At 42.8% G+C, this 22,121-nt stretch carries 27 protein-coding genes; 10 read left to right on the top strand and 17 right to left on the bottom strand.

All coding sequences use genetic code 11. From position 1 onward, the window contains the following. Positions 1–11: 11 nt before the first annotated feature. The 8 genes from CZ225_RS10910 to CZ225_RS10875 form a co-directional block, all read right to left on the bottom strand. Positions 12–302, bottom strand: a complete 291-nt coding sequence (locus tag CZ225_RS10910) for a DUF4133 domain-containing protein (RefSeq protein ID WP_077154062.1) — start codon at positions 300–302, stop codon at positions 12–14. A gap of 26 nt (positions 303–328) precedes the next feature. After that, positions 329–685 carry a DUF4134 domain-containing protein gene (locus tag CZ225_RS10905; protein ID WP_077154061.1) on the bottom strand — a complete coding sequence of 119 codons (357 nt, stop codon included), beginning with the start codon at positions 683–685 and terminating at the stop codon, positions 329–331. Between the two features lie 61 nt (positions 686–746). After that, positions 747–1,142, bottom strand: a complete 396-nt coding sequence (locus CZ225_RS10900; protein ID WP_077154060.1) for a hypothetical protein — start codon at positions 1,140–1,142, stop codon at positions 747–749. An 11-nt stretch (positions 1,143–1,153) separates the two neighbouring features. Continuing rightward, the gene (locus CZ225_RS10895; RefSeq protein ID WP_077154059.1) at positions 1,154–1,741 is read right to left on the bottom strand and encodes a MarR family transcriptional regulator; all 588 of its coding nucleotides are present in this window, start codon (positions 1,739–1,741) and stop codon (positions 1,154–1,156) included. A gap of 4 nt (positions 1,742–1,745) precedes the next feature. Beyond that, a complete protein-coding gene (locus CZ225_RS10890; protein WP_077154058.1) occupies positions 1,746–2,123 on the bottom strand; it encodes a hypothetical protein in 378 nt (125 codons plus the stop codon). Positions 2,124–2,143: 20 nt separating this feature from the next. After that, entirely contained in the window at positions 2,144–2,920 is a 777-nt protein-coding gene (locus tag CZ225_RS10885; protein ID WP_077154057.1) for a ParA family protein, read from the bottom strand. Between the two features lie 194 nt (positions 2,921–3,114). After that, positions 3,115–4,683, bottom strand: a complete 1,569-nt coding sequence (locus tag CZ225_RS10880; protein WP_077154056.1) for a relaxase/mobilization nuclease domain-containing protein — start codon at positions 4,681–4,683, stop codon at positions 3,115–3,117. An 87-nt stretch (positions 4,684–4,770) separates the two neighbouring features. Next, on the bottom strand, positions 4,771–5,157 hold the full coding sequence (locus CZ225_RS10875) for a plasmid mobilization protein (RefSeq protein ID WP_077155788.1): 387 nt from the start codon (positions 5,155–5,157) through the stop codon (positions 4,771–4,773). A 208-nt stretch (positions 5,158–5,365) separates the two neighbouring features. Between CZ225_RS10875 and CZ225_RS24330 the strand changes: the two genes are divergently transcribed. After that, positions 5,366–5,539, top strand: a complete 174-nt coding sequence (locus tag CZ225_RS24330) for a hypothetical protein (protein ID WP_234983034.1) — start codon at positions 5,366–5,368, stop codon at positions 5,537–5,539. Positions 5,540–6,023: 484 nt separating this feature from the next. Here the strand turns inward: CZ225_RS24330 and CZ225_RS23660 are convergent, their stop codons facing one another. The 3 genes from CZ225_RS23660 to CZ225_RS10855 form a co-directional block, all read right to left on the bottom strand. Continuing rightward, positions 6,024–6,191 (bottom strand): hypothetical protein, encoded by a 168-nt coding sequence (locus CZ225_RS23660; RefSeq protein ID WP_159441767.1) that lies wholly within the window; start codon positions 6,189–6,191, stop codon positions 6,024–6,026. Between the two features lie 112 nt (positions 6,192–6,303). Beyond that, complete coding sequence (locus CZ225_RS10860) at positions 6,304–7,797, bottom strand: phage integrase SAM-like domain-containing protein (RefSeq protein WP_077154053.1); 1,494 nt, start codon at positions 7,795–7,797, stop codon at positions 6,304–6,306. A gap of 539 nt (positions 7,798–8,336) precedes the next feature. Then, positions 8,337–8,789, bottom strand: coding sequence for a helix-turn-helix domain-containing protein (locus tag CZ225_RS10855; protein WP_005836511.1), 453 nt, complete (start codon positions 8,787–8,789; stop codon positions 8,337–8,339). A gap of 144 nt (positions 8,790–8,933) precedes the next feature. On the opposite strand from CZ225_RS10855, the gene CZ225_RS10850 reads away from it, so the two are divergent. From CZ225_RS10850 to CZ225_RS10815, 8 genes are all read left to right on the top strand, one after another. Continuing rightward, a complete protein-coding gene (locus tag CZ225_RS10850) occupies positions 8,934–9,125 on the top strand; it encodes a hypothetical protein (RefSeq protein ID WP_005836510.1) in 192 nt (63 codons plus the stop codon). A gap of 18 nt (positions 9,126–9,143) precedes the next feature. Next, positions 9,144–9,461, top strand: a complete 318-nt coding sequence (locus tag CZ225_RS10845) for a hypothetical protein (RefSeq protein WP_005836509.1) — start codon at positions 9,144–9,146, stop codon at positions 9,459–9,461. 186 nt (positions 9,462–9,647) lie between these two features. Then, entirely contained in the window at positions 9,648–9,851 is a 204-nt protein-coding gene (locus tag CZ225_RS24325) for a hypothetical protein (RefSeq protein WP_005649194.1), read from the top strand. Beyond that, a complete protein-coding gene (locus CZ225_RS10835) occupies positions 9,848–13,135 on the top strand; it encodes a DNA primase (protein WP_005836507.1) in 3,288 nt (1,095 codons plus the stop codon). Before CZ225_RS24325 ends, CZ225_RS10835 begins: the two co-directional genes overlap by 4 nt. A gap of 139 nt (positions 13,136–13,274) precedes the next feature. Next, complete coding sequence (locus CZ225_RS10830; protein WP_225684102.1) at positions 13,275–14,522, top strand: AAA family ATPase; 1,248 nt, start codon at positions 13,275–13,277, stop codon at positions 14,520–14,522. Further along, complete coding sequence (locus CZ225_RS10825; protein WP_005836505.1) at positions 14,506–15,603, top strand: RloB family protein; 1,098 nt, start codon at positions 14,506–14,508, stop codon at positions 15,601–15,603. The genes CZ225_RS10830 and CZ225_RS10825 overlap by 17 nt, the downstream gene beginning before the upstream one ends. Before the next feature lie 253 nt (positions 15,604–15,856). After that, entirely contained in the window at positions 15,857–17,020 is a 1,164-nt protein-coding gene (locus tag CZ225_RS10820; protein WP_005836504.1) for a DUF262 domain-containing protein, read from the top strand. Between the two features lie 4 nt (positions 17,021–17,024). Beyond that, positions 17,025–17,654, top strand: coding sequence for a HEPN domain-containing protein (locus CZ225_RS10815; RefSeq protein ID WP_005836503.1), 630 nt, complete (start codon positions 17,025–17,027; stop codon positions 17,652–17,654). A 75-nt stretch (positions 17,655–17,729) separates the two neighbouring features. On the opposite strand, the gene CZ225_RS10810 is transcribed toward CZ225_RS10815, so the two are convergent. From CZ225_RS10810 to CZ225_RS10795, 4 genes are all read right to left on the bottom strand, one after another. Then, entirely contained in the window at positions 17,730–18,629 is a 900-nt protein-coding gene (locus tag CZ225_RS10810) for a helix-turn-helix transcriptional regulator (protein WP_005836502.1), read from the bottom strand. Positions 18,630–18,744: 115 nt separating this feature from the next. Further along, the gene (locus tag CZ225_RS10805) at positions 18,745–19,233 is read right to left on the bottom strand and encodes an SLOG family protein (RefSeq protein WP_005836501.1); all 489 of its coding nucleotides are present in this window, start codon (positions 19,231–19,233) and stop codon (positions 18,745–18,747) included. Between the two features lie 4 nt (positions 19,234–19,237). Then, the gene (locus CZ225_RS10800; protein ID WP_005836500.1) at positions 19,238–19,798 is read right to left on the bottom strand and encodes a PDDEXK family nuclease; all 561 of its coding nucleotides are present in this window, start codon (positions 19,796–19,798) and stop codon (positions 19,238–19,240) included. A gap of 122 nt (positions 19,799–19,920) precedes the next feature. After that, the gene (locus tag CZ225_RS10795) at positions 19,921–20,151 is read right to left on the bottom strand and encodes a hypothetical protein (RefSeq protein ID WP_077154052.1); all 231 of its coding nucleotides are present in this window, start codon (positions 20,149–20,151) and stop codon (positions 19,921–19,923) included. Positions 20,152–20,562: 411 nt separating this feature from the next. Here CZ225_RS10795 and CZ225_RS10790 point away from each other — a divergent pair, with 411 nt between their 5' ends. Continuing rightward, positions 20,563–20,784, top strand: a complete 222-nt coding sequence (locus CZ225_RS10790; protein WP_005836499.1) for a helix-turn-helix domain-containing protein — start codon at positions 20,563–20,565, stop codon at positions 20,782–20,784. Here CZ225_RS10790 and CZ225_RS10785 read toward each other — a convergent pair. Both CZ225_RS10785 and CZ225_RS10780 read right to left on the bottom strand, forming a co-directional pair. Beyond that, on the bottom strand, positions 20,781–21,164 hold the full coding sequence (locus CZ225_RS10785) for a hypothetical protein (RefSeq protein WP_005836498.1): 384 nt from the start codon (positions 21,162–21,164) through the stop codon (positions 20,781–20,783). The genes CZ225_RS10790 and CZ225_RS10785 overlap by 4 nt on opposite strands. A gap of 99 nt (positions 21,165–21,263) precedes the next feature. Continuing rightward, complete coding sequence (locus tag CZ225_RS10780; protein WP_005836496.1) at positions 21,264–21,623, bottom strand: DUF2958 domain-containing protein; 360 nt, start codon at positions 21,621–21,623, stop codon at positions 21,264–21,266. Between the last annotated feature and the right edge of the window lie 498 nt (positions 21,624–22,121).

The raw sequence follows: 22,121 nt of genomic DNA, 5'->3' as shown, positions 1-22,121 counted from the left end.
TTGAATTTGTTTTATGAATGATGCCTCAGGCCTTTGTAGACAAAGATGCCTTTGTGCCGTTTCTTGTTATGTAGTCCGCCACGCTGCTTGATGTAAATCGTCACCAGTCCGGCAACCGCCATGACCAGCATGGCGATGAAACCGGCGAGCTTGCCCAAGACTATGGAGAATACGATAAAGCCGACAAATGACACGCCGACAGCCGCAGCCGACAGCGTGAGGAACCGTCCGCGTATGCCCATGAATTCCAACGGTTTTTGCAAGCCCTTGAAGACGGGGTAGCCCTCCTGATTCATCGCCATGATGGTATGCCTTTTCTGTATTGCAACTACTTAAAGAACAGCGGCAGAGCCTCTGACAATGCGATGAACGCGATACAGCCGCCGATGGTCAGCATGATGGTCTTTTTTACATCCTGATCACCGTTCTGCATCTTGAAATAGACATTGAACGCTCCAACCAGGACAATGACCGCTGCAATGGCTTTCATCAGGTTGGAGACGGGTGTCTGGTACGAGCTGACTTCCTGTGTCGCCTTGGTAAAACCGGCCGCCCCTTTACTCGAAGCCATCGCTTCACCGACTGATACGGTGAGTGCGCAGAGTGCCACGACACTGTTCCGAGCGAACTTGGAGCCCAAGAAACGCTCCCATGCGCATTGTACTTTTTTCTTTACTTGTTTCATCTTATAAAATGATTAATGGATTCTATCGCCAAAGGAACAGGTGTCGCTAAAGGAACGGTTATTATCGTGCGTTTTCGCAGTTGAAGATGACGGCACCTAAATCGCAGGAGCCGGTTTCCACCAACCGCTCGATTTCAACCATGAGGTTTTCTACTAAAATACCGTCTGTCATGATGGCTTCCCGATAGCCGGAAGGTTGTGAAGGCTTCTCTTCACCATCATCCTCTTTGGGCTTATCGTTTTCTGAGCCATCGTTCTGTTTTCCCGGTTCGTCACGGCTGACCTTGACGGGCTTGAAGGTCTGCGCTTCATCCGATATGTCTATGTCTTCCTCGGTGTGGTTTTCCTGTTCTGCCGCTTGCGCTGCCTTTGCCCGTAGGATGTCCATCACAATCAGGGCGGCGTAGTAGAACAGCAGTACCACGAAGAGAAGAAATACTATTTGTCCGTATTGCATGGTTCTCTTTTTTATATGGCTGTCAATATGAATGGCTCTCTCTCGGAAAAAGGCAGGAAACGAAGCCCTTGCCGGATGCCACGGGTTTCCAGATTGCCTTTCCGTTCAATCTTATCGGTGTAGTACAGCGTGTTGGAATCCCGGCTTACGATATAGCCGATGGATTTCAACTGCGCCCGGATCTGAATACGCGCCCTGTTCGACACCACCTTGATTTTGGTGACCGGGGCCAATCCGAAAAGCACGTGCCGCCTTTCCCTGCGAATGATTTCACTGCGGACACGGGAGGTCACTTGGAAGTTCTGTTCCTTGGTGCGTTTGAGTCCCAGCTTTTCGATGATGCGGATGACGGATGTCCTGCTGATGCCCAGTTTGCCCGCCATTTCGGATAACGAGCAATGGTAGAAGTGGCTGCGCACATAGTCCGCACGTTTCGCCCATTCCGACTTGGTCTCTTTTTTAAGGCCCAGTTCCTTGGCTTTGCCTTTTACCGCCGTGACGCTCATTTGCAGGACGGTTGCCGTATGCTTCGTTGATTCTACGGGGAAGAGTTTGGCAAGGGCGGACAGTTTTTCCTCCGTCCATTTGTGATGTCTCATGGTATCAATTCTGTTTGAGGTTCATAAACAGTGACTTCTTCTCTCTCTTGTATTGTGCCAGTTGGGGCAGGAATGTCTCAAAGAAGGCCCTGACGATGGCGTTCACCAAATCGGAACGGCAGCGGTTGTGGATGTCGCAGTCATCGAGGGAATCGGCAAGGTCACGGTCCAACTTGCATACCAGCCGCTCTGCCTTGTCGTCCCGTGTGCCGGAAGATTCCAGATAGTTCAGGAAGCTCTCCCAACAGTCGTCAAGGGGCAAAGAGGATTGGGTGTCTGCCTGTGATTGCGGTTCTTCTGTCTCTTGTGTACCCGCCAGAATCATGTCGGGGTCATTGATGCCTTTGGTAAGGTCGTCTATTTCAGGAATGATATTTGCCATTGCGTTCTGATTATGGGTGATTACTGATTATTCTTGTCTTCTTTCTTCTGCGGTTTGGGATTCAGGTTCTCCGTCAGTTGGATGCCGGTGAGTTCTATTTCCCGGATGGGCTTTGCCGTATCGAAGATGGCGGTATAGATTTTCTCAAAGACCGGGGTGACGATGCTTGCCTGCATGTCCAACGCCGCCATTGTGCTGAACCGTTCCATATCCGCCCGTTTGGGTATCTTCGCCGTCACGTACCCGTAGTTGGAGAAGGTGTCTCTGGCGTTTTCCCAGAGCACCAGTTCCGCCCGTTTGCCGACCCTGCCGTCATTCAGGTTGGGGATAATGAAGAGCCTTGCCTTCATCCGGTCGCCCACGGCTTTCTTCAGGCGGTCAACGAACAGCAGGAAGCTGGCGGTGGAGGGGACGGTCATCAGGTCGTAATGGAACGGGACGACGATGATGTCCGAGTTGACGAACATCGGCACCAGTCCTTCGGCTTTCAGGCTGCCGGGCGAATCCATCAGCACGATGTCTATCTCCGGGTCGTTGTGCAGCTTCTCCATCAGGGAAACCATCATGTCCTTGTCAGTGGCTTCGCAATCCCATACTTCGTAGGGCATCGGCTGTTCTCCGTACTTCTTGATGTCCGCCTTGCGGCACTTCATGATGGAGTGCTGGAAATCGCAGTCGATGACCACCACACGGACACCCTTCGTCACCAGATAGTTGGCGAAGGTCACGCAGAGGGTGGTCTTGCCGACTCCTCCTTTTTGGTTGGCGAATGTCACGATAACCGGTGTCTGTATCATTTCGTATGCGGGTTTAATTACACAACAAAATTAGATTCTCCGTAACCCGGAAAACGAAATTCGCAACATTTATGCGCTTTCGGTTGGGGTTTCCGAATGATTGTAATGGTGGGAAACTCAGGTTTGCGGGGTGGAAGTGGCCAAAATAGTAACGTGAGAAAGTCCATTCCCAGATCTTCCCACGTTGTTTTGGGCTATCGTTTCAATGTGCGCCCGTCATCAATCTCATCGTAATTGCCGTTATGCCCGACTTCCCATTCCCGTTTCTCGCTCTGGCTGCCGCCTCCGGCATCACGTAGTCCGGCATGGCGTAAAAGTTTTTGGGATTTTGGAGTCGCTTGCTGAGATTTAGTCTGTTTGTTTATCTTCGGCTTGCGTTGCAGCAATTCCACGTTGAATCCTTCCGCGTTCAGGTCTATCAGTATATGCCGTTTGAAGTCGATGGCATAGACCGTATCTTCCTCTTGGCGTATAATGAACCCTTCTTCACGGAGGCGGCTTCTGGTCGAAGTGGCCGCTTCCTTGTCGGCAAAGATTTCATGCAGCTGGTTGACGGCATCCGTATGGGATTGCGGTCTGTCCGGCGAGAGGGAAACAAGTTCGGGGCGGTTCACCTTGAAGATTTTGCAGAGCATATCCCGTTCCGCCTCGGTCATGGGCTTGAACTGTTCCACTCGCTCGATGCGGTTGTTCCGGTCGATGGTTTCCGCCATAAACGCTTTCAGGGGTCGGGACTTGCCATCGTATGAATAGATGACACCTTTCTTTATATAGGCCCGCTGTTTGCGGAGCTTCTTGTATATCTCGCCCTGCGTAATCTTGGGGTTGAGTGTCAGAAGCCGGTCTATGAAGTCCTCAATGCGGTCGAAGCGTTGCTCCGGGGTGGCGAAGTCCAGCAGTTCGTCCATTGCCAGAACCCTTGCCCCGTTGATGACAGTCTTGTTCGCATGGTCAACAATCATGTAGCCGTATGCCGCATCTTTCTTGCCGAAGAAGACGAGGTCGATGCCGAACTTGCTTTTCAGTTCCTTTTGCAGTTCTTCTTTGGTGGAGCTTACATCCCGGTACTTTTTTAGGATGCTTCTGAGTTGGCGGCAGCGTGCCCTGTCCCGGTAGCCGCCTTTGAACAATGCTTCGATTTCGGAAAGAGAGAGTTCTTTCTGTACCTTGCCACCATGTTTGACACATACCTTGCCGTTCTTCTGATAGACTTCATAGCCCATCGAGGTGAGGACTGCCTTAAACTGGGCGAAGGAAGAGAAGGTGTATTGCTTGGCGACATCCACAGCCTTGTCGGTCTTTTGCCTTCTGTCGTTTCCGAGTATGCGGTCAATGGCTTCTTGGGAACGTCTCCGCTCGTGGTCGTGGACTATCTTCCTGCCATCGGGCTCAATCCGTGAGGTGACGATGTGCAGGTGAGTGTTGTCGGTGTCGTAATGGGAATAGATGAGCAGAGGTTGCCCGGCTTCCGCATATCCCATTTCCGAGAGATAACGGTACGCGAACTCCAGCAACTCCGATTCCGACAGTTCGTGGCCTTTGCACGATATGGCAACATGGAATTGTGCTTTCTGGATTCGGTTGTTCCGGGAAGTGTATTCTTGGAGATACTTGACCAGTTCATCGGGGGTAGGTTTACCGAATGTTCCGAGTGTGCCGAAGTTTTGCATCTCAATCAGTCGGGCTACACCTTTCGAGACTTTCCGTTCATTGTAACCGACAGCATGGAAGTTCGGGCTTCCGGGTAATATGGTTGCTATCATCTTGGGTTCTGTTTATTAGTAGTCTTGGTACTCTTGATAACCGAGTATTCGGATTCCGAGGTTCTATGTAATAAGGTATGGGGATATTCAGAGCTTGGTGGCCTCTTTCGTAACCTTATCCAGTTCACGTTTTAGCTTGTAAAGTGTTTCTTGGGTTACCCGGATGGTAGGTAACAAGACCTCTTGGATATAGCTGGGCGCAAGCAATCCGGCTACCGCCAGTTCATTGGCCCGTTTGACCGACTGGTTCAGGTTTCCACCTGCCCAAGACAGTTCGTTCTGGAACTTTCGGTAAAATGAACCGAGTTCGTTGATGAGTTCAAGCCTTTGTTTGGCATTGGTGTTGGAATACTCTGCCAGTGCGGAGCGCACATAGTGGGTTATGGAGGTGTAGGAAGCCGCTTTGTCCTTAATCTGAGCTGCTTCGTCCAATGTCACTCTTATCTTGACGTACTTTGTCTTTTGGTTCTTCATATCATGATATTTTAGTTGGTTGATATTCCGGTTACACTTTTCGCAAGGCGAAACAGCGATGAAATCGCCCCGATGCGGAGCAGTCGGCAAGTCACCCTTGGGATGCGAAACTCCGTTTTGCGGCCACAAGGGTACAACTTGCTTGACAAATCCTGTAACGCAGTTCGATGCCTTCCGGGGTCATTCCTGAACCAAAATTACCACAACCATGCGCCATGCAATGAAATTGGCAACAGAATACTTTGGGTGGCTTGTCATTGCAGCCAGAGTTTCAAGAAGCGGATGTCCGAGAACGCTTGCACCTTGGTTTCCGATGTGTCGGGATAGCCGATGCTGGTTTTCGGAAGCACGAAGCGGTTTGTTTACCGGATTACTTGAATAAAAGAATCGGGTGGACATTGTTTCATATTCCCAAGCGGTTTAGTTCTATGTTACCTCAAAATCATGATTACGGACAACCGAGAAACTTTAGTTTCGCAAGATATGGGAGTGGATAATATATCGCTCCCGATATAACGATACCCTGCTACTTTGAACACAAGTTATTCTGACTAAGAGGGAAATGTGTATCGGTATATCCGATGTCATCCACATCAAAAATACAGAGAAGCCAATAAACTGAATACGCACCAACGGATGAATGGTGATGCCGGATGTTTGGAGGTATTATCACCGAAAAATCAGGAATAACAGAAGCCGGGAAACAAGATAAAAATGTCAAATTTCTCCGAAAATAATAGTCGGCATATTTCTGTATATCGCTGATTTTTACTACATTTATATAGTAAAATACCTGTAAGAATAGAAGTTAGTACACACTAAAATGGAGTATCATGTTATTTGAATTGTTATTGATAATATACCTGTTACCGGTCATTCTGATTGCCGCGTATCTGTGTAGGTTTGCGATATGGCTTGTCAAGAAGCTGTTTGCGCTGGCTTGGTGGTTGGTCAAGTCTTTCTTTGCCCTTTTGTGGAAGGGATTGGTGCTGGCTTTCACCCTTGCCATTGCGAATGTGGTACCACCCAACCATAGGGAAGAGGGATGATAAAAGCCGTACCCATCAAGAAATGACGAATACGGCTTAGTGGAAGATGTGCTAAATTTTCCCTCTCTGTTAATGAGGTGTTTCTCCGTTCAGTAGGCTAAAACCCTTTGCCTTTGCTTCTTTCATAGACCGCTTCTTTCTGTGTGTCGCAGTTTACTAAACGGAACTGGACGTTACAGCCGGTAGGGATGTCTTTGGGCAGTTGTTTGGCAAGTCGGTCTATTACTTCATCTACATTGCTAAAACCTACATCGGTCAGCTCGCCAACTATTTTACCTTTGAAATAGGCACGTCCGTAAATCATTCTCTTGGGAGATATACGGAACAGAGCATCTTTGGATTCTTCAAGGTCAAGAGCCTTACCTTGCTTACTTTTCTCGTCACTAAAGAAAATGAAATCAATAATCTTCGCATTGAGTTCCCATGCCGGAGTGAAATCTAATTTCACATAACCTCTTGTGACCTTAAACCCATGACTGTGATTCATGCCAAATGCTACTTCATAGAGATTGGCATGACAATCGTTTTGTGCAATAGTAGCCCATGTATGCCTAAAGGTATAAAAACGATAGCAATCATCTTTTGTCATACCCATATCTTTACATATTTTCCGAATACCGATATTTACATTGGCATTGAAGCTGTCCGAATTGCTGTATCTGCTATGAAAGTTAAACAGGTATTCTTCATTTTCATCAGTAGAAAGATACTTGTCAAAGGTGGATTGGATAAAAGGCTCAACCCTCATTTCCATATATCCCTCGTCTCGACGACTGTTCCGAACCTTTGCTCTCTTATAGCTAATGATACCATTGCGGTAATTTATCTTTTTAAGTTCATACAGGTCAACGGAATTCATTCCACCTAAACAAATAGAAAGGAGTGCTACGTCTCTTCCCAATTCCGGCAGAGATGAAATCATTTTGCTTACAGGGAGCGGTCGATTGAAGAACTCACGACAAGCCTCCGCACTGATGGCCCGCTTTAATGTTGTGTCTGCCTTGGGAATTTTAATCTTATGCCAAGGATTGAACTTGATACGCACTATGTCACGCTCCTCGTCGTTGTACTCCGTTATCGCACTGTTAAAAATTTGCCGGATGCAAGTAGGGTACATTTCTTTGGCTCTGTTGGTCAAGGCAAGAGACTCAATCCACTTTTTCAATACAGTGGATGACATGTGCCCAAACATGATTTGGGTTGTTCCCAGATAGCGTTCAAGATGGCAGACGGCAAGTTTGTAGTTCTTTGCGGTACGGTCTCGCCCCTCTGATTCAATCTTTCTGATGAAAAATTGAGCATATTCGCTAAAGCAGAGTTCTTCATCTGCCTTTAGCAAATAATCTACGACTTCGCTGACGCTCCAAAGAGAAGCATCAACTCTATTCAGTCGGTCACTGTATTGCCTGATGATCATGGCACAGAATTCATTCACTACCGGGTCTGTAATTTCACCATTAGATACATGGTTCGCATCGACAATTTTATCTGTCTTGATGTAACCGGGCTTGCGGTTGTGTACGATTCGGATGTACACTGAGTAAAGACCGTCTGTTCTCGGCTTTCTCACCATTGCTTTTAATGTTGTCATACTTTTTGAATTTTAATTTTACTGCTGCAATAGACTTTTTCCTTGGTGTAAGCAGGTGTAAGCAACGGGTAATTTGGTGTAAGCATAGTGTAAGCAAATACGTTCATTTGGCTCATTTTTTGCGGTCAAATGTACGAACCGCCCAAGCGCAAATCAGGCTGTAATTACTGCTAAAGCAGTGAATTACAGCCTGATATTAAGAATGTTTATATTAGAGTGTTATTCCTCTATTGCAGCCTGAGCCACTTTCATAAACGATTATTCCCCAATAGGTTACATTACCGGTGTATGTGAAGTGTATGCGCTTTGGTATGACTTTTTCCTAAAACTGCTACTTTTTAAGCATTATTCTTCAACTGCAGCTTGCGCGTCTCCAATACATATCTGTATTTCAATAAGATGCAATATTTGTGTATGTAATCTGTATGCATCTTGATACAATCCTATACAATGCTTGGAACAGTTGCAATAGATATTAAGGATGAATGATTTGACCTCTCTGTAACGAGATGACGCATTCATTTAAATTTCAGTATTGTTTATTTCCTATCTTTCAATAGTTCAATAATCACGTCCTTATCCTTCAGGTTTGAATCAAGACGTAAAATCTGTGAGTTCAGACTCTCTATCTGCTCTTTCAGAAGCTTGATTGTTTCCCTCAGGTTCTCTGTTTCTTTCTTTTCGCTGGATAACTGTACGGCCAGTTCTGCATCACCTATCAGATTATTTGCATTTCCATCCAATGAAACGGCTGCAAGGTGTGCCGATATATGATGTTGTTTCGGACAGAAAAGGGAAAAGAAATTGAAGTCCAATGCTTCGCTGACTTTAATAAGCCTGTTCGTTTCCATTGTCTCCCTTTCCAGTATGCGGTTTATGTGCTGCTGCGGTACACCTATTTTGCGCCCAAGCTCAGATTTGCTTAATCCAAGCTCGTTGCGTCTTTTGTCGATAGCCTGACCTACATGCACGTGTTTTATGTCATTATCCATGCGATTCCTTCAATAAATACATCTTAAACAATAAATCATCAAACAAATATTTGGTTATATAAACCATTTTATGTTACTTTGTGGTATAACCTATTCATTTGATGAATACAAAGTTAAACATTAAATATTAAACATCCAACAATTATGTCTGAAAACTTAGAAAAAATCCGTCCGGTACTTGTTGCCCTTGAAGTAGGTGAATCCGTTTCATTCCCCATTTCACGTTTGAAAAGCGTCCGTACACAGGCCTCAGAGCTTGGTGCCATCTACAACCGTCAGTTCAAGACCAGGACTGACAGGGAAAACCATACCATTACGGTCAAACGAACAGTATAGAAACCAAATCAGGTTTATATGAAGATATTACAGTTTCTGGACCATCTTATACCATACGAAACATTCCTGAATGACCTCTCCTCCAGAATTGTCAGGCAATTGAAAGCCGACAAGGATGATCCTGAATTCATCAGCCAGAGGAAGGCTTACGAACTTTTTGGCCGCAGGAATGTAGAACGATGGAAACGTCAGGGAAAGGTGGTCACCTATAAAAGACCCGGTAAGGTGGAATACCGCACGGCAGACCTCAGGCTCTTGCAGCGAACCACCCAGGACTATTTTGATGAAAGTCAGCCGAAACAGGCAGAAAAACCGGTCAAGAAAGATAAGTGGTAAACATATTATGGCTAATACTCTAATATTGATAAACTTTATTTGTTTAGTTTAGCCGTGATACTCTATGAAATATAAAGAAAGCAATTATAGTAGGTACAGGAATGTGCGTCAGTAACCTTTGTTCACCAGCTTAACAATAAAGCCGGACAGATATTTGTATCGCACATTCATAATGATTTTATAATAATGAAAGAAATCAGACCAGCGTGCGATCCAAACGGTGTCTATTCAGTCAAGCGCACCTGTGCTGAACTCGGTATCAGCAACAAGACACTCAAAAAATACAGAGAAAACGGGTATATCCAACCGCTCAATCCTAATAATGTCAGCCGTCCGAAATACTCCGGCCAGTCAATAATCGATTGTTGGAACCTGCTCAGTACGTTATGATAAGCGAAACAACCATACGGAAAGTAAGGGAACTTGCCATAGAAGACGTACTCAGTCCTTATGTCAGACTGTCCAGAAAAGGCTTAACCCTGATGGGACTTTGTCCTTTTCATTCCGAAAAGACTGGTTCCTTTGCTGTCACTCCCAGCAAGAATCTCTTCCACTGTTTCAGTTGTAACCGTGGCGGTGATTCCATTACGTTTACAATGGAAAAGGAAAATCTTTCCTTCAGTTCCGCTGTGGAATTTATTGCCAAAAACCATAATATTCCGGTAGAATACATCAGTGAAGAGCGCAGTGAGGAACAGATGGCTGAAGCCAGACACCGGGAATCACTTCTGACAGTTCTCGATACAGTTCAGACCTTCTTCCTTCAATGTCTCAGGGCAACAGACAAGGAAGAGAGCCTTGATGCCAGGGCCTATGCATACAGCAGATGGCATGAGGAGTTCTGTGCCTTTGCCGGAATAGGATATGCACCGAAGGACGGTCAGGCCTTTATGGATTTCTGCAGAAGCAAGGCTTTGAACGAAGAACTGCTGTATGAACTCGGCATGTTCAAGCGTGGTGAGGACGGCAACACATACGCCATGTTCCGCCAGCGTATCATGATTCCCATAAGAAACAGATGGGGACGCATCATTGCCTATACGGCCAGATACATCGGAGACAACAGGAAAGCTCCCAAGTATATCAACTCGGTAACAAGCATGATTTACTCCAAGGGGGAAACAGTATTCGGTATTGACCGTGCCGCCAGACTGCGTGATGCCGACTATTATATCATTGTGGAAGGTGCTCCTGATGTCCTTAGAATGCAGTCAATTGGATACGACAATACAGTAGCGTCACTTGGAACAGCCTGGAGTGACAGCCAGTTTGAGCAGCTGAAGAAGTATGTATCCTCACTCTGTTTCATTCCTGATTCAGATATTGCGGAAGGCAAGCCATACGGACCGGGATTTGAAGCGGTGATGACCAACGGGGCTGCAGCCATAAGAAAAGGATTCCATGTGACAGTAAGAGAACTTCCTTTCGCTGAAATACCATCCGAGACAGAAGGAGAAGTACAATATACCAAGAATGATGCCGACAGCTATATCCGCAGCAGGGAGGACTATACTTCACTGCCGGAAAAACATTTTATCATCTGGCTGGCACAGAAACGTTTCCTGGTAGCCGGTTCCATGGTAGAGGAAAGAAAGTGTGTTGCGGAAATAGCAGACCTGTTGCGCTATATAAAAGACCAGCTTGTGTATGACCAGTGCATAGAACAGCTCTCCAGACTGCACGGCAAGGTAAAGCTATGGCGTGATGCCGTTACACAGGCACGTGGGGAAGCCAGGAGAAGGAACGACAAACCTGCGGCCATGAACGAGATGCAGCGTGAAGCTGAACTGCTGCGCCAGTTCGGTCTGTTCGTCAGGGAAAACTGTTACTACTCCATCGGTGAAGATGATGATGAACCGTCAAGAATCTCCAACTTCATCATGGAACCGCTATTCCATATCGAGGATGAGATAAACGGAACCAGAATCTTCCGCATGAGGAATATGTACAATGTATGCAGGGTCATAGAACTGAAGGAGTCGGAACTCTGCTCGCTGAGCAACTTCCAGCAGAAGGTAGGCTCACTGGGCAATTATGTATGGCTGGCCAAGATAGACAAACTCAACCGTGTAAAGGAATACCTGTATTCAAAGACCGATACGGCAGAACGTATCAGAAAGCTCGGCTGGAATGCAGCTGAAGGATTCTTTGTTTTCGGTAACGGAATATTTTTTGCAGGTACATTCAATACCGTTGATGATTTGGGTATAGTCCGTAGTATAAACGGCAAGGCCTTCTTTATACCGGCCACTTCAAAAATATATCTCAACAACCCGGAGATATTCCAGTTTGAGAGACTTATGGTACATGAGAACCGCAACGGAATAAAGCTGTATGATTACGTAAAAAGACTGATGGAAGTATTCGGTGAGAATGCAAGCGTAGCCTTCTGTTACCTGCTTGCCACACTCTTCCGTGACATCATATTCAGACGTACCCGCCACTTTCCCATCCTGAACCTTTTCGGTGAGAAAGGAACCGGTAAGACAACCCTGGCTACTTCCCTCCAGTCTTTCTTCCTGCACGGAGTAGATCCGCCCAATCTCGGAGTAACTTCCGTACCGGCCATGAACGACCGTGTATCACAGGCCGTCAACACCCTTGCCGTACTGGATGAATACAAGAATGACCTTGACATCCGCAAGATAGCCTATCTGAAAGGACTCTGGGGCGGTGGCGGCCAGACCAAGAAGAATACGAATACAGACGGGATGGCAGCACAGACCATTGTCACAACAGGTGTAGCCCTTTGCGGCCAGGACAAGCCTACCCAGGATATGGCACTCTATACCCGTGTCATCTTCCTTGCCTTTTCAAAGACATCATTCAACCAGAATGAGAAAAGGGCCTATGAAGACCTTGTATCAGTCTGCAACATGGGACTAACCCACCTCACCCTGGAGATACTGGGACGCCGGGAACTGTTTGAGAAGAACTTTCCGGAAATATATTCCATAACAAAGCGTGAGTTGGCTGCAAAACTGGAGAATGAAACCATCCATGACCGTATATTCGGAAACTGGGTTATTCCATTGGCCACCTTCAGAACGCTGGAGACAGTAATTGACGTGCCTTTCAGCTATGCAGAATTGTTTGATACGGCAGTCAGGGGAATACGCAATCAGAATGAACTGGCTCAGGAAAGTTCGGAAATAGCGGACTTCTGGAGTATGCTTCAGGGATTCCAGACTTCAGGGAAATGTATTGAGAAGGCACATTACCGTATAAGGTATATGAAATCCTTCCGCCCATTGTCTGTAAAAGAAGATATAGAATTTAAGGAGGCACGTCCGATTCTCTATCTGAACACAGCAGCCGTAGCATCACTGTTCAACAGCCGGAATGCAGGTTCCACCTCCAACCGCTCGAACTGGTCCACCATCATGTCGTACCTGAAATCCCATGCTTCATATCTGGGACTGAAACAGGACAGATTCACCATACTTCTGCCAAGCGGACTTCCTGACTATACCATCGACATTGTGAATGGAGAGCAGGTTAAGAAGGTAAAGGTAAACCGACCAAAGGCATTGTGCTTTGATTATCTCCAGCTGAAAGAGACTTTCGGACTGGATCTTGAAACTGAGGTTGTAGCAGAAAACCAGGAGGAAATTCCAGCGGAAAGCAATGTCATAAACCTGCAACAGCTCAAACAGAATGAACTGCCTTTTTAATAAACTCATCTTAAAAGACTCAATGAAATCCATGGATAAGAATTTAAAACTGAAATTGCGAAGAAAAAGCGCAAAAAACGAAGAAAAAACTTTGAATAGAAAATTTAAAAGGCTATTTTTGTGGAAAAGATGCAAGAATATGATATTAAATTTAGAAATTAAGAATTACCGTTCATTTAAGGATGTATGTTCCTTTACGACAGAGCCGACCTCTTCAAAGGCTAAGGTTGATAATATATGTGAAGTTGAGACCAATGCAGAAGGATTAAAGAAGGCTTTGAAAATCTCTTTGATTTATGGAGCAAATGCTTCAGGTAAGACTAATATCATAAAGTTTTTATATAGGTTCAGACGATGGGTTCACAATCTTGACAACAGGGTTGGTGATGATATTCCATTGTATCAGCCGTTCAAATTTGACAATACTACGGCTGATGCACCAATAGGTTTTTCAATGGAGTTTATAACTCAGAGAATCAGATATAAATATGAAGTCAGTTTTACCAGATTGCAGATAGAGTCAGAGTCGCTGATTTATTATCCAAACGGTAAACAGACACAACTTTATGAACGCACTTTGCTTTCAGAAGATAAAGAATCAGATACTATTAAATTCGGATCAAGCCTTTCTTCTTCAAAGCCTTTCAATGTGTTCAAGAACCAGTTGCTGATTTCCAAGTTCCTGAAGGATACACCATGCGAACCGATAACAAATGCCGCAAAATATCTGGCAGATATGATTGTTTCCAACGGTTATCATGAAGATACCATGTTGGGTGAAGATAAGGAAATGGTCAGATGGCTTTATTCACGACCTGAAAACAAGAAACTGCTTGCTGAATTTCTGGCATTTGCGGATACTGGTATGACCGGTTTCCAGCTGGAAAAGCGCAGTGATGGCGTTGAAGTTACAAGCCTGCATGGTCTATATAATGATGGTGAGGATTTGGGCAAAATAGCAGATTTGCCTTTAAAAGAAGAATCTTTTGGTACAAGATCACTTTTCCTTATAGGCTGTTATATATTACAGGCACTGCAGAATGGAAGTCCGTTTTTTATAGATGAAATGGATTCCGGGCTACATTCCTACATAACACAGCTTATTGTGGACATTTTCAGAAATGAAAGAATAAACAGGAATAATGCCCAATTGATTTTTACAACCCATGATGTGAATCTGCTTGACCAGAATACTATCCGTAAAGACCAGGTATGGTTTACGGAAAAGAATGGGCAGGGAGTATCAGAGATATTCTCTCTTTCCGATTTTGAGGACGTAAGAGAGGATACATTGTTTGCCAAATGGTATTTGAATAATAAATTTGGAGGTGTTCCTTCATTAAAACCACTGGAGAAACTGTTTGTAGACTATGGCAAGAACGAGTGAAAATAAACGTCATAGTAAGTATGTCATAAGAATAGTGTGTGAAGGCGATAAGACCGAACCATTATTCTTTACAGACTTGTGTGACCAGTTTTATGGTGACAGCAAGGATTTTGATGTACGTACAATTCCTCAGCCTAATATACCGGTTGAAGATGCTGAAGCGGATTCTTCCAGAGGAAGCTATAAAGGGAAGAAACGTAAAGTCAAGTCAGGTGGACAGAAAGATGTTGCTGAAGATGAAGTTATAACCGGTGTTCCACCATTAAAATGGGTGTTGTATGCAAGAAAAATCATGTCTGAAGGAGTGGATGAATCTTGGGCAGTATATGATAAGGACGAACATCCTAAACATGAGGAAGGCATGGCCGAAGCCAATAAGATAATAGATGGCAAAAAGGTAAATATTGCTTTTTCAAGTCGTAGTTTTGAATATTATTTGCTGCTTCATTTTGAGTACCTGTATTACGGTTTTGAAGCAACGGAATGCGGCGAGAGAATAAAAGGCAAAAAGCAGATATACGAATGTGGTACTGGTAAGAATCCTGATAAGGATTGTGACGGTAAGAAATGTATCAACGGATATGCGAGGAAACACGGATACTGGATGGAAAGCAAATCATCAGTTTCTACCTTTCCGCTGGTTAAGGACAAATTACTGAAAGGCATGATCAATGCATGTCGGTTGAGAACGGAAAGTGACTCAAAAACCGATGAACCGATTTATAAACGCAATCCTTATACGAATGTAGATATTCTTGTTGGTAGACTGATAGGAAAAGAAACGGTAAGCTATGGTACTACATATACCTTCAGAGACTATGGCTCTGACTGGTCTGTAAGACTTGACGAGAGAGGCTTAAACCTGACAAACAACAAGAATGGTTCTGAATTATTCCAAAGAGGGATGTTTATGATATATGATTGGGAGAAAAATACCAGAAAGGAACTGAATGAGAAGGTGCTGCTGTTGGGTTCCGGAGAAACTGATTTGTTGTCCTGTACTCTAACTGATAGCCAGGTTATATCTATTAAGGTTAGTCATGAAAAAGAGGTCCTATTGTTACCTAACTTTATTATTTAAGTAATTAATATACAATTATATAAGCTCTTCTAAAAAAATGATATAATTATATACTTTATAGATAAGAGTGTTTCATTGTTCTAAAGTAATGGTTACATTTGTGTTTATATTGTTTTTGTTCAAACGATTTATGTAAATTATTTAATTCTATATTGAATTGTTTTATATTTAATAAGAGCAAATACTTAGTATTGGACGGGAATTTGAAAAAATAATCATTAACTTTGTATAAAACTTAAATGTATTAATTGTTATGTGTGATATTGAAAATAGAAATATAGAAACTGAAATAATTATTGATAATCAATCAGATAGTGAAGATATACAAAATATAGATATTTCTGATGTTGTTGTATATGCTAGGGATTGGACTATAGAAACAATATTTAATCAGATTAATATTGGTAATATAGATCTTAATCCAAAATTTCAAAGAAGAAATGCATGGAACGATGATAAAAGAAGTAAACTTATAGAATCTATAATAATGGGGTATCCGGTTCCTGAGATTGTTCTAGCTGAGAATCCTAATAAAAAACGTTCTTTTATTGTTATAGATGGAAAACAGAGATTGCTTACGCTTGCAGGATTTATTGATAACGAAAAGTATAAGTATTGGGATAGACCAGTACTGAAGGGACTTAAGGTATTAAAAGAGTTAAACAGAACAAAATATATAGATTTAGATGATAAATCTAAACGTGAATTTGATAACTCTTCATTGCGCTGTACTGTTATAACGAATTTCAAGGATATTCAAATTTTATATGATATTTTTTACCGACTTAATTCAGGTTCTGAATCTTTGTCTACTCAAGAATTAAGACAAGCTCTTAATAGAGGGAAATTTGCTGATTATCTAGTAGAAATTACAAATACATTGCAACCCATTCATTCCGTAATGAATTTATCTGAACCTGATAAAAGATTTAGGGATATTGAAATTCTATTAAGACTTTTTGCTTTTATAAAGTATCCCAAGGAATACAAAGGTAATTTAAAAAGGTTTTTGGATGAAAAAATGGGTGAAATAAATAGCAAATGGGCAGAAATTGATTCTGAAATAATGGATCAATATGATAAAATAAATTCTACAATTAATTTACTTAAAGATATATTTGGAGACTATAAATTTATTGGTCGAAAATATGATGAAAATGATTTTTCTAATAGATTTAATAAAGTCTTATTTGAAGTGGAAGTTTTTTATTTTCTGCATTTGGATAATAAAATTATCGAACATAAACAAAACTTCATTGATGCATTTAAGAAACTTTGTTTAGAAGATATTGATTTTAGATCTTCTATTGAAAGTTCTACAAAGAATATCGAAAATTACAAAATAAGATATACTAAATTCCAAGATTTAATAAATAATTCTTTTGGCTTGAATTTATCTATAAATCCTTTTTTATAAATATATGGTAAGTATAAAAGATTCTCTTGATAAGTTGGAATTGTATTTATTGGAACTCGAAGAGAAATATATAGATACCCATGATGATCCTTTAGAGGATCCGGATAAATATAAACTTGATGTTAGAAGTTATTGTGTTCTTTCTCATGCTGCTTTTGAAGAGTTTGTGGAGAATATATGCCTGTACACTTTAAATGAGATAGAAGATAAATTTATAAACACACAGCGTATTAGTTATTCTACATTGTGTTTATTACATTTTAATGGTAATACTAAGACAATAGATGATGATAGTTGGGATGATAATGATAGAATATATGATTATCTATTAGGACAAATAAAAAGTATAAAGAGCGAATTTTCTAGATACATAATGAATCAAAATCATGGTGTTGGATTAAAATATCTGAAAAAACTATTAGTACCATTAGGATTATATACCCCTATAGATATTAGACTTAAACCATCTTTAGAAAATTTGACTAAATATAGAGGAGGTTATGCACATTCATCCCATAGAAATATTAGAAGTTTATCTCCTGAAGATTCAAGAACATATGTTAGAGATGTATATGAAATAATGGTTGAATTAGCAAAGAAATCTAGTAATATTTTTTATTATAGTATTCATTAATATCGAGATTAATGTATTAAATTAATGACAAAATGGGAATAATACTGGATTAATTTTTTAGATAATAAAAATTATCTAAAAAGAGACATTGTATCTATTCCTGATACGCCCAATCTTCTGAAGCAATTTCATTCTCAACTTTTCCGGAAAAGTAATCTCCACCTTATCACCAAGAGCCAGGATTTCATCCACTAGCTCGTCAGTCACAAGAAGTGTGTAATCAAATGAAGTGAAACTCCCCATATCATTCCTTTCTACCTGCGAATGGTGGAAAGGATGTTTTCTTAGATAATCGGCAAATGGACCATAAGCCCTTAGTGTAACCTCTTCCGGCTGCTGTCCGGTTGGAGCCACAACACCAATAGAGTCTGAAAGACGTTTGGCCAGCGAAAATCTGCAGTCAGTCTGAAACCTGTTTCCGCTGAGATAGATTCTTGTCAGTGCATCAAGAGGAACAGCACAGAACTCTGATCCGTTCCTGTACCCGAGCAGATACCAGCGGTTATGGAACAGCTTCAAACCTTCCGGTCGGAAACGGCCTTCCACTTCATTGCCCTTGTCATTGGTGTAGAATATGTACAGCTCATGTCCATCGCTGATACATTCCGATATATCAGGAAGGTATTCAATACCGCCAGACATGTCAGGCAGTACAACACGATGGAACAGACACGGACTGCTTTTCAGAGCCACATCAATGATACGGCTGTTGAACAGCCAGTTCCGGCAGCTGTCACCGAGTATTTCATCCAGATTCTGGATGTAGTATGTATAGTCCTTTCTGTTGCACGCAATAACTATATCAAAATTCTCCTCAATCATTTTTCTGTGATGGTGGAATGTACGAAGACTCAGCGGCTTCCCATTGTACAGGAAATGGTGCTTCCAAATATCACAAAGCCTTTCAAAAGTGACCTTTCTTTCCTGGTAGACTGTATGCAGCAGCCAAATGTACCGGTTGTAGATGTTATTCATAAAACTACCCCTTATAACTTGTTTAACTATCTAAATATAAGCATTATAAATGAGATATGCAAGAAATTTGCATATCTGTTTTGTACAATATTTTCACTATAATCCGGGCAGGTTTTCAGTACAGATTGATTATATCCATACATCTTTTCCTTGCCTCCCTGCAGGTATAGAATGTTCCTCCATAAGGCTTGCCGTCATAAAAGGCTATCACGCCACATGAATGCTCCAGCATGAAGTCATTGCGCCTTAGAAGACACCCGTGAAAATAGTGTTCACTCAATACGATAACCTGGTCAGCCCTGGAAATTATATTCTGATAACGTTCCTTTTCCATTGACGGCCACCGGCAGCTCTGTCTTCTGAAAGGTACAACGGCAATTAGCCGGATTTCCGGATACTTCCCCTTCAGTGACAATATAGTTTCAGCGGCCATCAGGTCGAATCCCATGGCCATGCCTGAGAAGAAGCAAGTTATACCCGATTTGCAGGCGACGGACACGGCTTCAACAAGCCGTGCACTTATTTCATCCTGCCTTTCTACGGGAACAGTTCTGTGTCCCGTGAAAGCCAGTGACTTTGATTTTTCTGATAATATTCCGTTCATAGTTCTATACTTTATAATGGGTTCTTGCAAGGAAGATGCCTTCAATGACATTCGCTCCGAAACTCTCCAACTGATTCGCATATATACCGAAACTTAATCCGCGTGTTATTACATCATCGAAGACTATGACTGCCTTGCCTCTGAACCACTCTTCATCAAACTCGATGATGCTCACCCTTCTGATTTCCTTTTCAGCCTTACGGTTTTCATGAATAGCAAGTCTTTCTCCGCATACCCTTACATGGTCATACCCGTTTATTGCTCCTGTGAGTTCACATACCCTTTTGCAGAAGTCCATATACCGGATTTCATTCTTTCTTACCGATGATGCCGGAACCGGAATGAATACCAACTGTGAGCATCTGCTGCCGTGTTCCTCAATCATTCTTGCTGCCGTCATCTGTGCCACCGCTTCATGAGACCTTCCGTCCTTGAAGTCATAAACCAACTGTCTGTCGGCGATTTCCTTCTCGCCCACATTCTGAATACGTTTGGGAAAATACTTGCAGAACCATGTCTGAGGCTTTTCCAACTGTTTTCTGATGCTTTCGTCCATCTGTACCATACGCTCTGATTTTTTTCCCTTCTGTCTGCAAGTTTTTTCAGCTTGCCCGAAGGATATTTTTTGCAGTTCTCAGAAGCGCAGGCATTCAATAAGGCAAACTTCAAGGAAAGCTGAAAATACGCTCAACCCCGTTTGAGGAAGATTTTCAGCCCTGTGTTTGACGTTTGCAATGCCGGAGATACTTTTGCAAAAAAATATCTGAAGAGGCATGCTGAACAAACCTGTGGCTGTAATGGTACATTAGGATAACCACGTATCCCTTTCGCATCAGATGTTTTCAGATAATAAAATGCACCCGTTTCAGGGGTGACAGTGTTGACAGAGAGTATCTGCCAGTTTATCAGATACTTCATATAGAAATCATGCGTTGACAAACGTTGACAAGTGTAGCCATAATTTTCAGTCCGCTAAAAATCCATAGCCAAACGTTGACACATTATAATACTCTATTCTTTATAAGAAAAATCAGAAAGAATATAATGTACTGTATTACAGAAACTTCCTAGATAGACTTTATAACGGATTTTCATTGGATTTGCTGTCAACGCTGTCAACCGTCAAATATATGCTTTCCTGATTTCCGTAAAACAGATTCGTTATCAACCGCCTTAATCCAGTCATATTGAATATGACCGGTAACACATAATCCATACAAATCCCACAATCTCCGGAATAATCCCATATTTGACGTATTGACAGCTAATAATCAGTTATTTACATTTGCGATATCCCATAAACGAAAAGATTAACCAGCATGAGATATAATGAAAGTCGTTCCGGAAAAGACATATTCAGTAAAGGAGGCAGCACGCTACCTGGGTGTTCATCGCTGCACCATCTATGCCTATATCCGTTATATGGATAAGCCGCTGGCTTTCCTGAAGATACCTGATAAGGCAAAAAGGGTGTTCAGAGGAATTGACCTGATAGCCTACAAGGAAACCGGTCTGCCCAAACGTGGCCGCAAGCGTAAGAAACACCGTTAGTTCAGTCTGTCCCATGGAATGGTATCCAGAAGATTACATTTTGCATTCATAGCTGCAAGTTCAAGAGCCAGCAGCCATGCCCTTAACCTGACATCCTCCATGTCAGCCACGGCCTGAAGGAACTCCGTCGGCTCCATTGCTCCTGACTGAATCATCCATTCCCTTGCACATTGTTCAGGGACAACGGCACTGACGAAAGAGAATATTTCTTTTGCTATGCAGCCGGCTGTACCGTCACCGGCTTCAATGGTAAAGCAGAACGGCACACCGCTCGAAGTCTTCCGTTTGAAATTGAGAAACTGGATTCCATCCATGTTTTCCATAGAAACGCTCCATCCATGCCGGGCAGAGATATTAAAAATATTACGACAATTTTCCATTTACCATACAATTATAGTTTTGTTTTCATTTACCTGCTATAATAAGCAGCCGGTCTTGTCCGTGACGGATAGGACCGGCCACTTCTGTTTTCATACAGCCTATTCAAACCTTGCAAGAAATTCCTGAAGTCTGCTGTCTTTAATCAGTTTTAGCGGAACCGGCTTAAAGTTCTGCTGCTGTCTTACCTGAAGCTTGCCAAGCCCCTGAGCACTCAGGTCAAGCTCCACATCAGAAAGCTCATTGAGGGAAACATACCCGTATTCATCCTCCATGAGTCCGACTACGATACCGAATAGAATCACATCGTCATCCTCCCTGTTTCCTTCAAGGATAAACCACCTTACAGAACCAAGGGCAAAAACCGCACGGCAAACAGCCTCTTTTCCCTTGCCGTCCTGGGAGTAGAGCGGATAACCCTCCAGAGCTTCCGCCAGTTGTGTCGTCATCAATCTGCACATATCAGTAAAAATTTAAAAGATTGTTTGATACTCATTCTTCTTGCTCGCATAACACTTGAATTTTGAAGTTCCAGTTCTTTTCCCTCCAGTAAAGCTCATTGAGCTTCATGGCCGGGAAAAACCGTTTTATGTGCATTTGTGACTGCGGACCAAAGGGAGAAAAAGACAAGTGTGAAGTCAGAGAATGCAGACGGAATACCCAAATTTTTGAGGTATGAGAAAATTTGCGGAAGGCTGCCGTCAAGTCCTCCGACTGAAAGCGCAAGCGTCACTTGGCGTTTCTCCAGTCCGCAGTACCTTTGCACATAAGAAACGGTTCCGGCTATGATGCTCCAATGATTTCCTGATATTCAGTATTCAAAGATTTCTGAGGAGCATAGTATCCGTTTTCAGACAAACCACCGGTAACCGGTTGCCAATGTCAGAGCCTTTGAAGTGAAGAGCAGCGCAACCTTAAAGGCTCTGTCTTTGGCAACAGTCCTGATTTATCTGCATGAT

Source organism: Bacteroides bouchesdurhonensis (genome assembly GCF_900155865.1).
In the GTDB taxonomy this organism is placed as follows: Bacteria; Bacteroidota; Bacteroidia; order Bacteroidales; family Bacteroidaceae; genus Bacteroides; species Bacteroides bouchesdurhonensis.
Note: the sequence above shows the minus strand (reverse complement) of the source record. Positions and strands in the feature narration are given on the sequence as shown.

Bases quoted from the DNA above. Each gene is read 5' to 3' on its own strand.
- CZ225_RS10910 (WP_077154062.1), bottom strand. From the start codon at position 302: ATGGCGATGAATCAGGAGGGCTACCCCGTCTTCAAGGGCTTGCAAAAA.
- CZ225_RS10905 (WP_077154061.1), bottom strand. From the start codon at position 685: ATGAAACAAGTAAAGAAAAAAGTACAATGCGCATGGGAGCGTTTCTTG.
- CZ225_RS10900 (WP_077154060.1), bottom strand. From the start codon at position 1,142: ATGCAATACGGACAAATAGTATTTCTTCTCTTCGTGGTACTGCTGTTC.
- CZ225_RS10895 (WP_077154059.1), bottom strand. From the start codon at position 1,741: ATGAGACATCACAAATGGACGGAGGAAAAACTGTCCGCCCTTGCCAAA.
- CZ225_RS10890 (WP_077154058.1), bottom strand. From the start codon at position 2,123: ATGGCAAATATCATTCCTGAAATAGACGACCTTACCAAAGGCATCAAT.
- CZ225_RS10885 (WP_077154057.1), bottom strand. From the start codon at position 2,920: ATGATACAGACACCGGTTATCGTGACATTCGCCAACCAAAAAGGAGGA.
- CZ225_RS10880 (WP_077154056.1), bottom strand. From the start codon at position 4,683: ATGATAGCAACCATATTACCCGGAAGCCCGAACTTCCATGCTGTCGGT.
- CZ225_RS10875 (WP_077155788.1), bottom strand. From the start codon at position 5,157: ATGAAGAACCAAAAGACAAAGTACGTCAAGATAAGAGTGACATTGGAC.
- CZ225_RS24330 (WP_234983034.1), top strand. From the start codon at position 5,366: ATGCGCCATGCAATGAAATTGGCAACAGAATACTTTGGGTGGCTTGTC.
- CZ225_RS23660 (WP_159441767.1), bottom strand. From the start codon at position 6,191: ATGGTTGGGTGGTACCACATTCGCAATGGCAAGGGTGAAAGCCAGCAC.
- CZ225_RS10860 (WP_077154053.1), bottom strand. From the start codon at position 7,797: ATGACAACATTAAAAGCAATGGTGAGAAAGCCGAGAACAGACGGTCTT.
- CZ225_RS10855 (WP_005836511.1), bottom strand. From the start codon at position 8,789: ATGGATAATGACATAAAACACGTGCATGTAGGTCAGGCTATCGACAAA.
- CZ225_RS10850 (WP_005836510.1), top strand. From the start codon at position 8,934: ATGTCTGAAAACTTAGAAAAAATCCGTCCGGTACTTGTTGCCCTTGAA.
- CZ225_RS10845 (WP_005836509.1), top strand. From the start codon at position 9,144: ATGAAGATATTACAGTTTCTGGACCATCTTATACCATACGAAACATTC.
- CZ225_RS24325 (WP_005649194.1), top strand. From the start codon at position 9,648: ATGAAAGAAATCAGACCAGCGTGCGATCCAAACGGTGTCTATTCAGTC.
- CZ225_RS10835 (WP_005836507.1), top strand. From the start codon at position 9,848: ATGATAAGCGAAACAACCATACGGAAAGTAAGGGAACTTGCCATAGAA.
- CZ225_RS10830 (WP_225684102.1), top strand. From the start codon at position 13,275: ATGATATTAAATTTAGAAATTAAGAATTACCGTTCATTTAAGGATGTA.
- CZ225_RS10825 (WP_005836505.1), top strand. From the start codon at position 14,506: ATGGCAAGAACGAGTGAAAATAAACGTCATAGTAAGTATGTCATAAGA.
- CZ225_RS10820 (WP_005836504.1), top strand. From the start codon at position 15,857: ATGTGTGATATTGAAAATAGAAATATAGAAACTGAAATAATTATTGAT.
- CZ225_RS10815 (WP_005836503.1), top strand. From the start codon at position 17,025: ATGGTAAGTATAAAAGATTCTCTTGATAAGTTGGAATTGTATTTATTG.
- CZ225_RS10810 (WP_005836502.1), bottom strand. From the start codon at position 18,629: ATGAATAACATCTACAACCGGTACATTTGGCTGCTGCATACAGTCTAC.
- CZ225_RS10805 (WP_005836501.1), bottom strand. From the start codon at position 19,233: ATGAACGGAATATTATCAGAAAAATCAAAGTCACTGGCTTTCACGGGA.
- CZ225_RS10800 (WP_005836500.1), bottom strand. From the start codon at position 19,798: ATGGTACAGATGGACGAAAGCATCAGAAAACAGTTGGAAAAGCCTCAG.
- CZ225_RS10795 (WP_077154052.1), bottom strand. From the start codon at position 20,151: ATGAAGTATCTGATAAACTGGCAGATACTCTCTGTCAACACTGTCACC.
- CZ225_RS10790 (WP_005836499.1), top strand. From the start codon at position 20,563: ATGAAAGTCGTTCCGGAAAAGACATATTCAGTAAAGGAGGCAGCACGC.
- CZ225_RS10785 (WP_005836498.1), bottom strand. From the start codon at position 21,164: ATGGAAAATTGTCGTAATATTTTTAATATCTCTGCCCGGCATGGATGG.
- CZ225_RS10780 (WP_005836496.1), bottom strand. From the start codon at position 21,623: ATGTGCAGATTGATGACGACACAACTGGCGGAAGCTCTGGAGGGTTAT.